The sequence below is a fragment of the Paenibacillus sp. Soil787 genome (assembly GCF_001429545.1).
Lineage (GTDB): Bacteria > Bacillota > Bacilli > Paenibacillales > NBRC-103111 > Paenibacillus_E.
Window position 1 is genome coordinate 286,967 of sequence record NZ_LMSP01000002.1, and the last position, 11,961, is coordinate 298,927.

Annotated in this window: 7 protein-coding genes; all 7 read left to right on the top strand. The window is 44.4% G+C overall.

The genetic code is table 11. The features are described from left to right. The first annotated feature begins 71 nt into the window (after positions 1-71). The 7 genes from ASG93_RS05865 to ASG93_RS05900 all read left to right on the top strand — a co-directional run bounded on the left by ASG93_RS05865 (position 72) and on the right by ASG93_RS05900 (position 11,819). On the top strand, positions 72-1,046 hold the full coding sequence (locus ASG93_RS05865; protein ID WP_056829784.1) for an ABC transporter permease: 975 nt from the start codon (positions 72-74) through the stop codon (positions 1,044-1,046). Positions 1,047-1,068: 22 nt separating this feature from the next. Continuing rightward, positions 1,069-1,971 (top strand): carbohydrate ABC transporter permease, encoded by a 903-nt coding sequence (locus ASG93_RS05870; protein ID WP_056829973.1) that lies wholly within the window; start codon positions 1,069-1,071, stop codon positions 1,969-1,971. Positions 1,972-2,097: 126 nt separating this feature from the next. After that, positions 2,098-3,615, top strand: a complete 1,518-nt coding sequence (locus ASG93_RS05875; RefSeq protein ID WP_056829786.1) for a response regulator transcription factor — start codon at positions 2,098-2,100, stop codon at positions 3,613-3,615. A 25-nt stretch (positions 3,616-3,640) separates the two neighbouring features. Then, positions 3,641-5,464 (top strand): sensor histidine kinase, encoded by a 1,824-nt coding sequence (locus tag ASG93_RS05880; RefSeq protein WP_056829788.1) that lies wholly within the window; start codon positions 3,641-3,643, stop codon positions 5,462-5,464. Beyond that, positions 5,457-6,962 carry a response regulator gene (locus tag ASG93_RS05885; protein WP_056829790.1) on the top strand — a complete coding sequence of 502 codons (1,506 nt, stop codon included), beginning with the start codon at positions 5,457-5,459 and terminating at the stop codon, positions 6,960-6,962. The genes ASG93_RS05880 and ASG93_RS05885 overlap by 8 nt, the downstream gene beginning before the upstream one ends. A 1,480-nt stretch (positions 6,963-8,442) precedes the next feature. Beyond that, entirely contained in the window at positions 8,443-9,435 is a 993-nt protein-coding gene (locus ASG93_RS05895) for an endo-1,4-beta-xylanase (protein ID WP_056829794.1), read from the top strand. A 1,313-nt stretch (positions 9,436-10,748) separates the two neighbouring features. Beyond that, entirely contained in the window at positions 10,749-11,819 is a 1,071-nt protein-coding gene (locus ASG93_RS05900; protein ID WP_056829796.1) for an alpha/beta hydrolase, read from the top strand. Positions 11,820-11,961: the final 142 nt, after the last annotated feature.

Here is an 11,961-nt window from a genome sequence, read left to right on the forward strand (position 1 = left end):
AGAATAGAACATTCAGTAGAGTGGGGGAGACTCAGGGTCTTCTCCGCTTTACTTCCTAGGAGGGAATGTCGATGGCCGAGACCATACTGTCCAAAAGACCAAAGAATAAGCAAAAAATTGATCCGGAAATCGGCGTCGCTTTAAGTTGGAAGACGTTCAAAAATCAGAAGCAGTTAATGCTGATGTCGTTTCCCATCGTGATTTATATTCTGATTTTCAATTATGTACCGATTTGGGGCTGGTTGATGGCGTTCCAGAATTATCGTCCGGCTTTGAAATTTTCCAAACAGCAGTGGGTGGGGTTGAAGCAGTTTAAATTTCTCTTTCAAGATGATACGTTCTTGACAGTGCTTCGCAACACGCTTGCCATGAGTATGATCAATTTGGTTCTTAGTTTTGCAACAGCCATTATTTTAGCTCTTTTACTGAATGAAATTAAAGTTCGTTTCTGGAAACGGTCCATCCAAACGATTTCTTATCTGCCTCATTTTCTGTCGTGGATCATAGCTGCGGGTATTGTAGCGACTTCCCTATCCGTTGATGATGGTATCGTTAATCAGCTGTTGATGAAGCTGCACTTCATTAAGGAACCTGTGATGTGGCTTAGTCAAGGCAAGTATTTTTGGGGGATTGTGGGCTTGTCTAATGTATGGAAAGAGGTGGGATGGAATACCATCATTTACCTTGCAGCTATCACCTCGATTGATCCGTCGCTGTATGAGTCTGCCGGAATCGACGGTGCAAACCGTTACCAGAAGATCCTGTACGTCACACTGCCTGGGATCAAGTCGACATTTATCATTCTATTAATCATGAACATCGGACATATTCTGGATGCAGGCTTTGAAATTCAGTACCTGCTCGGCAATGGATTGATCGTCGACTGGTCGCAAACGATTGATATTTTCGTTCTAAAGTACGGGATTGCTCAAGGCAACTATTCGCTGGCCACTGCGGCAGGTATTTTCAAAACAGTTGTAAGCATAATCCTTATTCTAATTGCAAATTCTACCGCCAAACGCTTAGGTGAAGAGCGGTTGATATAAAGGAGAGATGACGATGGGAACAATGACTGCGCGCAGAATTCGGATGGAGCCGATTCTGTTCCATACGATTAACGGCATCTTCATGCTCGTTCTTGCTATAGTAACCTTATATCCGTTCCTTCATACACTAACGATTTCATTCAATGAGGGCAATGATGCGCTTCGAGGAGGCATCTATATATGGCCTCGTTCATGGTCATTGCAAAATTATAAAGCGATTTTCCTTTCAGGTACGATTTACCATGCAGCGTGGATTTCAGTCGCTCGTACGATTACAGCGACGGTGATAGGTGTATTCCTTACCACCATGTTAGCGTATACACTAGCACAGCCCCACTATATTTTTCGTAAAATCATCGGTTTAATTTTTGTGTTGACGATGTATTTTAATGCAGGACTTATTCCTAATTACTTTCTGATCAAAAGCCTGGGGCTTCTGAATAACTTCTGGGTGTATGTGCTCCCAGGAATGGTGAATGCGTTTAATCTCATTGTCATTCGGACGTATATTCGAACGCTTCCATCTGGCTTGGTTGAGTCTGCGAAAATGGACGGAGCCGGTGATTTCACCATATTTATACGCATCATATTCCCGCTGTGTACGCCTGTACTAGCGACCATCGCCTTGTTTATTGCAGTTGGCTCTTGGAATGCCTGGTTCGATACGTTCCTGTATGCTTCGTCTGATTTGAAGCTGAGTACACTTCAGTATGAGATGATGAAGCTGCTTGGATCAACGATGAGCAGCAACAACGATCCCGGTCTGATGGCAGGGGCAAACACAAATCAAACGAAGGCCATGGTTACGCCTTCTTCCATACGTTCGGCGATCACGATTGTGGCGGCGGTTCCGATTCTATTCGTGTATCCTTTCCTGCAAAGGTATTTTATCGTCGGCATGAACCTTGGAAGCGTCAAAGAGTAAGAAGTAATAAACCATGATGATAATCATTTTCCGTTTCAGCTCGGAGCTGGGACGGTTTTTGCTTTATTCAAATCAATCCTTTCCTGTATAATAGCTATATGTACTCCCTGAAGGGTGGTGTTTCCCATGTTAAGGGTCATGTTTGCTGATGACGAGCCCTACATGCTAGAGGGATTGCGGTCAATGATTGATTGGAATAAGCTAGGCTTTGAAATATGCGGGGAAGCGTCGGATGGCGAAGACGCATTAGCCATGATGGCGTCGACCCTGCCTCATTTGGTGCTAACGGATGTTCGAATGCCTGTCATAGATGGTTTGGAATTGATTGAACAAGCTTCCTGCCTATATCCTGAAATGAAATTTATTATTTTGAGCGGATACGCAGATTTCGAATATGCCAAAAGAGCTATGCGACATGGTGTGGCTAATTATTTGACGAAGCCTTTGATTGAAGCGGAGCTTGTAGCTGCGGTGGAAGCGGTCGCGAATACGATCCGGGAGCGTGAAGTTCACAGCCAGTACGAAAGCGCTGCCTTGGAACGCTTACGATTGGAAACGATTTCAAGGTTATTGCAGGGAGAAATCAGGCAGAAATGGATTGAGCAGGCGAACGCTTTGTTGGATCTTCATGAATGTTCCAGCTTCCGCTGCATCTTACTTGAACCTGACGTTCAGGCTCATATCCAATCGGACCTGATACAGGTTATTGTGGATAGGATCAGGCTTCCTCAAGCGACTTTGCTTCCATTTGGCGTAGGCAAAGAACGACATGGATTCTTGCTGGTCTCGGGGCCAGAGGAGCACGATCTTTCTCCCGCAATGATTACAGAGTTAATTGCCAGTATCCGAAATAACTGGGGCAGTGCGCTCTCGTTTTCGGTAAGCGGCGAACACAAGGGACCGCATGCGTTAAAAGAAGCATTCCGTGAGGGACTTTTGGCCGAAATGTGCAAGTTCCCTTCTGGAACTGAAGGGATTTACATCTATCAAGGAGAGTGGTCAGCGGAGACGCTGCCTGCCTTTGTTGGAATGACGGAATCCATCCTAGCTGCCGTCGGGAGTGGGTGTCCAGAAACGGTGCGAGCCCACGTGCACGACTTATTCATCGCTCTTTCGAAGCAGTCCGTCTCCGGATCTTGGGTGAGTGCTTATTTAGGCAACATTAAGCTTGAAATTCTTAAGGTTGTTACCCAATACGGAGGTGAGCATGTGTGGGCCCCGAATTGGTTTGCTTCATACGTGCCAACGGATCTTGGCCTCTTGGAACGCAAGGTCATGCGGGAATTCCTGCAAGCTGCAGAGTGGATTGGCCAGAAGAAAGGCATAGGGCAAGATGAAGTCGTATCCGCAGCGGGAGACTATGTCAAATCGCACTATAGGGAAAAGCTGCAGCTGCAGCATGTTGCAGAGCATTTTCGGCTGAATTCGGCCTACTTTGGCCAGAGATTCAAGAAACAAGTTGGCCTCACCTTCAATGAATATTTACATGTCGTACGAATTGACGAGGCCAAAAAATTACTTCGTCGTGAAGAACTGAAAATATCCGATGTCGCCGATCGTGTCGGCTACTCAGATTCCGAACAATTCGTAACCAAGTTCAAGGCACTTACCGGCCTGTTACCCTCTGCCTACAAAAAGGGCTGACCTACAACTGACAAGGAGATCGCATATGAGCCGGAGATGGAAGCTGTTAAGTATAGTTAATGATATTCCGCTGAAATTCAAGTTTCTGATCATTTACTTGATGTGTGTGCTGCTTCCCATTTTGTGTATAAACGGTTTATTTTACATGCAGGATAGTAAAAACACGGAACGTAGAGAGATGGACAACTTGCGAATTTCCCTGAATCGGGTCGGAAGTGAAATCATGCAAATGGTGAACGAAAGTGTCGTGATTGGCAACGCCGTATCCGCTGACCGTGTCTTTAATGAAATGCTTGAATATTCGTACTCGGATAATGTCGCCTATTACGAAGAATACGATAGCTACCTCAGAGATAAATTGGGACAGTATCCGAATATTTATCCCTACATATCTCGGATTAGCGTGTATACCTCTAACCCAACACTATCCAATGGTGGAAGTTACTTTATGCTTAAGCCCAATGATTTACAGAGCGAATGGTACCAAAAGATGAATGTAAACAAAGATAAGGTGACAGTGACCTCGAATTTGGATACGAATCCCATGAATCCCGGGGAGAAAATGGTGTATGTCAGCATCATTCGGAAGCTGGACAATTTCCCTGACCTCATGAAGTTTCCCAAATATTTGCGCATAGATATTCGGATGGATAAGCTGCTGGAGCTATTTGATAAAGAACGCAATTACTTGCTAATCAAGCTCGTGGATGAGGAAAATCGGCTTGTTCTGGAATCAGCAGGTACGTTTAAAGGTTTTGACCCTTTGCTGCTGAACCTGCCTGTCTCTAAGGATAATCAGTTGGCAGGATTACCTTGGAAGAGCTTCGTCAGTCCTCTCGGTACGGCCAGTTATATGCTTAATTGGCGCCTAATCGGGATTCCGGAGGGAAGTCGAATGGAGGAGGAGAGGAAAGGGATTATCCATTTTTTTACATGGCTGACTCTCATCTCTACGATTATTCCGACGATATTGATTTATATCATTATGCATTCCTTTAATTTCCGGGTCAGAAAGCTCTCCAAACATATGCAATTGGTGAAGAACGAGAGGTTTGAACCCATCACGATGTATGAAGGGAAAGATGAGATCGGCAATCTTCTTCGCAGCTTTAATCTGATGACAGGGAAAATACGCAATTTAATCAATGACGTGTACAAGCTCGAAATTCAAAAAAAAGATTTGGAACTCGAACGCGTGCAGGCAGAGCTGAATTATTTGCAAAGTCAGGTAGATCCTCATTTCCTGTTCAATACGTTAAACGCGATTCTCGTAGTCTGTAAGAAATATCGCTATGAGCATGTGACGGAAATCATACAAAATTTGTCCCAAATTCTGAGAAGGCTGCTAAGCTGGAAAGAGGACTTGGTAACCGTAGAAGAAGAGTTAAGCTTTACGGAAATGTACCTCCAGATCGAGAAATTCCGATTCCAAGATCGATTTCACTATGAATTGTCCATTGACGAATCTGTTCTCGCGTATCGGATCCCAAAGATGAGTATTCAATCGCTCGTAGAGAACTCTTGCAAGCATGGTCTTCAATCGGTTAAAGGGAACCGCAGGATTCGAATATCTGTAGAGCGAGCAGGAATGAACTTGCTCATGAAGGTTGAAGATAACGGAATCGGTATGAACAGTGCGAAGCTGGATGAGATTGTTCAGAGTCTATTTAAGGGAGAAGATAACGGCAAGAACATCGGACTTCGCAATGTGTACCGCCGCTTAAATCTGTTTTACGCAGAACGTTCTCTCTTCCATATTGAAAGTATCCCCTTCGAAAAGACAAGCGTTACGATTCAAATCCCTTTGAGTCTCATCAAGAACCAGGAGGAGGCTATTGGACATGTATAAAGTTATTTTTGCTGATGACGAGCCTTTCGCCTTGGAAGGGATAAGGCTCATGATGGAATGGGAAGAGCTTGGCTTTGAAATTGTGGGAATGTGCGAGAATGGCGAAGAAGCATTGGCCTGTATTGAAGCCTGCAAGCCCGATCTCGTGGTAACAGATATTCGGATGCCGGTGATTGACGGTTTAGAATTGATTGAAAGGGTGCAAAAGGCAGGCAGTGATCCGGTATTCATTATTTTAAGCGGCTACAACGATTTCGAGTACGCTCGATCTGCCCTGAGGTACGGGGTTAAGCATTATTTGCTTAAACCGGCTTTGGATAGGGAATGGGATGCTATCATTCAACTTGTTATTCAGGAGCTGCAGCACCGAGAACAGCAAAAGGTACGAAATGACCTTGTTGCTAATCGTCTTGTACCGACTATGCTTGCTCAGATACTTCGGGGAGAAATTTCGGCAACGGACGAGAACGTAGGAGAGATTCTGGATCCTTTGGTACTAGGAGATCAGGGCTGGAGGTATATCCATTTCGAATGGCTGAGCGACACAGAGCAGGAACTGGATGCGAGGTACTTACAGTCGCAGAAAGTCTATCCCATTGATTTATTTGGGAGTCAGGACGGACTTGTGGTGCCGTCTGTCCCTGATATCAAGGAGTGGGCTCAACATGTATATGAAGATCTTCGTCAGCGGGGTTTCGAATGCTGTCTTTCGATAGGACCACGGGTTGACTCCCTCCGTCATATTGCAGATTCGTATGCAGGTGCTCTAGAGGCATCAGTGCATCATTTCTTTCATGTATCAGGTGGTCCACTCGATTACGAAACGATTCATCACAGGCAAATTAGCTATGATCTCAATGCGGTTTCTATCGTAGACGACATTCACATTGCGATCGAGGCGCTCCAGGAGAAACGGGTTGGGGAGCTGATTAAACAAATGTTTGTGATGCTGTCTGCTAACAAAATGGCTCGGGAAGTCGTCCATTTGTTGGTCATCCGCATTGTTCTGAAGAGCGCTGCCGTCATGCGGGAGATGGGCATCGATTCAGAGGCACTGCCTCGTGTTCGCGATTTTTTGAGAAGGGAGCATCGTTCCTTAAAAGAAGTGGAGGAATCCCTGCAGGTATATATGCAGCAGTATTTGAGCCAGTTGAAGCAGCATAAAGACAAATTCTCGGGCCATCCCCTTCGGGTTATTGAGCGTTATATCCAAGAACATTATCGGGAAACGCTAACGATTAAAGATATCGGAGAACGGTTCTTTATGAACCCGGTTTACTTAGGCCAAGCGTTCATGAAGAGGTGCGGCGTAGGCATGATTGAGTATATTCATGACCTGCGCATTCATGAGGCGAAGCGAATGCTGTGTGAATCGGATGAAACGATTCGCGTGATCGCGGAGCAGATCGGATATGTTAACTATCATCATTTCCTCAAAGAGTTTGAAAAACGTGTGTCCGATAAGCCCGCCGCGTATAGACAATTAAGCAAAGCCTAAAGGAACTGGGAGTGAATCCTACAGTCTGTGAATTGTAACCGCATTCAGGAAGCTAATCATAAAGGAGAGGCTCTCGATGTGTATTTCTTTTCTAAGAGATACACGTCTATTTGCGTAGATAAGACTTCCATGCCGCGTTACGGCACCACTGATGAATGAAAATTTTTAATTTTCAGGGCAGCGCGGTCGTCCTAGAAGGACGACGGAGTCGTTTATCCTTGGAGCGCACAAAAATTGTGCGCAAGGTCGTCAGATCTGTCGCCACCGAACGCTAGCGCACAAAAATTGTGCGCAAGGTCGTCGGATCCGTCGCGACCGGATGCTAGCGCACAAAAATTGTGCGCAAGGTCGTCGGATCCGTAGCGACCGGACGCTAGCGCACAAAAATTGTGCGCAAGGTCGTCAGATCCGTTGCCACCGGACGCTAGCGCACAAAAATTGTGCGCAAGGTCGTCGGATCCGTAGCGACCGGACGCTAGCGCACAAAAATTGTGCGCAAGGTCGTCGGATCCGCCGCCACCGGGCGCTAGCGCACAAAAATTGTGCGCAAGGTCGTCAGATCTGTCGTCACCAGTTGCTAGCGCACAAGGTAGTGCTTCTTTCAAAAAATCCTATTGTAATTTTGCTTAACTTTAAGTAAATTATCCGTTTATCAGGTCATGAAGTACATGCCGCATGCTCCGAAAAATTCATTTCCGAAGCATGCTGCTATTTTTTAGCCTGTAGATTTTAATAAAAACAAACAATGTTTGCAAAATATTTTATTTAAGAAAGTTAATTTATTTGGTCAGGGGGGGACTCGAGCTTACTCCTTATTTTGCATGGATAGCTATGGATTTTGCTAATGCTGAGTGAAATAAGGATAGTGACATGATGCTTCGTTAGTGACTTAGGTTTTATGTGTTTGGTTTTTATGTGTTTGGTTTTTCTGTGTTTGGTTTTCTGTGTTTGATTTTTCTCTATTTTGATTTTTGTCATCTGGTTTTGATTTTTGAGAGAAATAAGGAAATTAGATTTACAAGTTGTCTAACGTGCAACAATTTCTTTGATTTTTTCTTGAAAAGCTCAGGATGTTGTATGTTGTACAACAATTTAGCCTTAGCTCACTCTAATGGACCACTTTGGATCAGAATTGTTGTATTTTTTGTATTTTTTGCAACAATCGCGTGAAAATAGCGGATTAACTTGCCAAATGTTGCAAAAAGTGCAACAACACACGGACAAGCAAAAGCAAAAGCATATGCGTCTCGCGTGTTGTAGCTTACTTTGCATCAACATTTATAAAAACTCTCACCCGAAGACCGCGAAAGCCGTTTTTCTAATATGAGTGTAACTGGAAACAATGCATCCAATTTTTAATGCTTTTCAAGAATGGGGGGGAGAGACCTTTAATCTGTGAATGGTAAGTGTATTCAGATTCTATATCATATAACATAGAACGCCTGTTTAAACAGGATATGATGAGGAGGCTTGCCAATCCATGAACAACAAGGTACCGAATTTGCACGAGGCTTTTAATGGAATATTCAGAATCGGGGCCGCCGTTAGCACGAAGACCATCCGATCCGAGGGGGATTTCATCGCCCGGCATTATAACAGCATTACCGCGGAGAACCAGATGAAGTTCGAGGAGATCCATCCTGAGGAAGAGCAGTATACATTTGAGGCGGCGGATGAAATAATGGATTTTGCTTTGCAGAACGGGATTGCCGTCCGGGGGCATACGATGGTCTGGCATAATCAAACCTCCGATTGGGTGTTTGAAAGCCCTTCCGGCGGTCCTGCCAGCAGAGAACTGGTTCTCTTACGGATGCAGGACCATATCCGTACGGTAGCCAGTCGTTACAAGGGGAAGGTTTATGCGTGGGATGTGGTTAATGAGGCGATCGAAGACAAGACGGAACTGGTGATGCGAAGTACCAAATGGCTGGAGATTGTCGGTGAGGATTATATCAGCCATGCCTTCGAGGCAGCACATGAAGCCGATCCGAATGCGATTCTGTTCTATAACGACTACAACGAGACAGAGCCGGTCAAGCGGGATAAGATTTATAATCTCGTCCGTTCCTTGAAGGAGAAGGGGGTTCCGATCCACGGAATCGGCATGCAGGGACATTGGAACATCCATGGTCCTTCCCTGGATGAAATCCGGCAAGCGATCGAGCTTTACGCATCCCTCGATCTAGAGCTTCACATAACCGAGTTGGATCTTTCCATGTTCCAATTTGACGACAGACAGACCGATCTGACGGCGCCCACCGAGCAAATGGTTGAGCTGCAACAGCAGCGGTACGAGGAAATCTTCGGGCTTTTTAAGGAATATCGGGATGTCATTACGTCGGTAACGTTCTGGGGAGCTGCTGACAACTTTACCTGGTTGGACAACTTCCCTGTTCGCGGCCGAAAGAATTGGCCGTTTCTGTTCGATGGGGATTTTCAGCCTAAAAAAGCATTCTGGCGTGTAATCGGGTAAGTGGTTTTTCCGGAACTCTCCAATTTCGTATTCAATGCACACCGTTCACCGATCGGTGCTTTTGCCAGCGGCCGTCCCTAAGGTCAATTTATGAACTTTTGGGACGATTTCTTTTTATTTAGTAGATAAGCAAAGTATAAGTTTTATTACACTTCGCGTAACTGCTGGCTTTATTGCGGTGTATCAATTGTAGTTATCTGTTCTACCCGGCACTACACTATGCTCGCGGAACGTAAGGACCTTATTTTGCTCAAAACCGCTTATTTCCCGTTTTCGCGGAACTATGGGCCGCTATTTCCTGTATTCGTGCTGTAAAAGCTGTGAAAACACCAAAATAGCGCCGCTACGTTCCGTGTACCAGCCCCATATCGGCATTTTCGCCGAAATAGAGGCTCCTAGTTCCCCGTCAACCTAGATTAGCAGCTTATATCCACTATGCTTGTGAACATAGATACCTTATTTTGCAGTAATTCCCCCTTTTTAGAGGAGGTAGAGCTACTTTTGGTTAGAATTGCTGTATTTTTTGTAGAATCCACATTCTTAATCGAATGAAGTTATATAAAGTGCAACAATTCTGCCTAGAATCCACCTCATATCCCTTCGATGTTGCATAATGTACAACAATTTAGCCCCAAACAGGAGATTTTGCGACAAATGGGTTCGAATTGTTGTACAAACTACAACNACCTCATATCCCTTCGATGTTGCATAATGTACAACAATTTAGCCCCAAACAGGAGATTTTGCGACAAATGGGTTCGAATTGTTGTACAAACTACAACTTTTACTAGCAAAATCGCCTTTTGGCATGTGAATTGTTGCAGAATATACAACATTGGTAATCACGATAGCTCATCGAAATCGAAGTTGCCAATGTGGTTAATGCTTACTTTGGGCGCTTTGAACTCATTCTATCGAAGTAGCAATCGTTATCCATGGACAATAAAAAAGATGACCCCTGGCGAAAACCGAATAATGGAGCCATCTTGTAGAATAGAAGAGGGGGGAAAGGCACTTTGCGGTAGGCCCCACATCCCTCGCTCCCCGTGCTCAAAATGTATGGGTTTGCATGCAAAAGGACCGTCAGGGTTCCCTGACGGTTTTTCATGGCAATCGTACTAATTTTTAATACATTCTACTTCATAATTGAGGGGGGATTATTCTTTACTTTGAGTATGTGAAGCCAATTACCTAAGTTGTAAAATGAAATTACATAATATTGTAAGCGATTGCAAGAAAGAGGAGGATGTTTGTGAGAAAGAAAATTAATTAAGGTTGTTGAAAAAATATATCCGAAGGGACAATAATGAGCCATGAAAAGCATGAATGTGACGTCAGTGCCAGCCGAATATCTTAGGTCAGTTAATGAAATGCCTCAAGGTACGGTTCAGGAGGTATCCTATAAGGTAGGCAACTATATTCATTTGTCTCGACAGCTTGTAACAGATAGGGGCATAGATACAAGCGAAGCAGGAAGAGAAACCGTTGCAGGAGATCCCATATTGAAGAAATGCAACGTCTACTTGCCTGCGGGTTATGACCCAAATGACACCACTGTTAGATATAATGTATTGTATTTGCTTCATGGAGTAGGTGGGGATCAATATGAATGGTTAAGCAGTAACGGTAAGGCTGACGGACGATTTATCATTTGCAATATATTTGACAATCTTATTGTAAACGGCGATATCGATCCGCTGATCGTCGTATTTCCCAACGGAAGAAGCGCGTACGACTGGACGGATAGCTCCTTCAATTCCGAAGGAACCAATATGCTGGGATTCTATTACTTCGATTATGAGTTGAGATACGATCTGATTCCATTTATAGAATCAAACTACAAAACCTACGCAGATATATCAGACACTTCACATGAGGGAATCATATATAACCGCACGCGCAGAGCGATCGCCGGGCTTTCGATGGGGGGAATGCAAGCCTTGAATCTGATTCTCGGCGGTTACCGACATGATTCGACGCGAATCACTGGCACAGAGAGTCCCTGGAACAACGGGTTGGATAAGACTGTGATCACGCCAGGCATGATAGATTTGTTCGATTATGTCGGAGCTTTTTCAAACGCTCCTACGTCGAGTGATGGCAAAACTCTTGGAGCCAGTCTCACATCATGCGTCCATAATCTTCATTTACTATATACCACCTCCGGCGATGCAGACGAAGTGGCAATTGGCAGCTATATAAAATCGATAGATGGGCTTATACACCAATCGGGGAATCATCTTAATCATTTTTATCAAATTCTGATTAAGGATGGTTTTCATGATTTCCATGTTTGGAATAACGGTGCCTACAATTTTAGTCGTTTGATATTCAGAAATTGTGATGATCATGTAAGGTCCCATGTTGTGAGGAAAATACTTTAATGAGTCTTGCAGAGCAATACGAACAGATTCTTCGTTGCGATCTCCGTAGATAGTTGTGCGGGAAATACAGGTTTTCGTTGTGCTGCTGATGCTTAATTAAGCATCCATGTCGCCAATAACGATTGAAACCAATTTGGTCCAA

Bases quoted from the DNA above. Each gene is read 5' to 3' on its own strand.
- ASG93_RS05885 (WP_056829790.1), top strand. From the start codon at position 5,457: ATGTATAAAGTTATTTTTGCTGATGACGAGCCTTTCGCCTTGGAAGGG.
- ASG93_RS05900 (WP_056829796.1), top strand. From the start codon at position 10,749: ATGAAAAGCATGAATGTGACGTCAGTGCCAGCCGAATATCTTAGGTCA.
- ASG93_RS05875 (WP_056829786.1), top strand. From the start codon at position 2,098: ATGTTAAGGGTCATGTTTGCTGATGACGAGCCCTACATGCTAGAGGGA.
- ASG93_RS05880 (WP_056829788.1), top strand. From the start codon at position 3,641: ATGAGCCGGAGATGGAAGCTGTTAAGTATAGTTAATGATATTCCGCTG.
- ASG93_RS05865 (WP_056829784.1), top strand. From the start codon at position 72: ATGGCCGAGACCATACTGTCCAAAAGACCAAAGAATAAGCAAAAAATT.
- ASG93_RS05895 (WP_056829794.1), top strand. From the start codon at position 8,443: ATGAACAACAAGGTACCGAATTTGCACGAGGCTTTTAATGGAATATTC.
- ASG93_RS05870 (WP_056829973.1), top strand. From the start codon at position 1,069: ATGACTGCGCGCAGAATTCGGATGGAGCCGATTCTGTTCCATACGATT.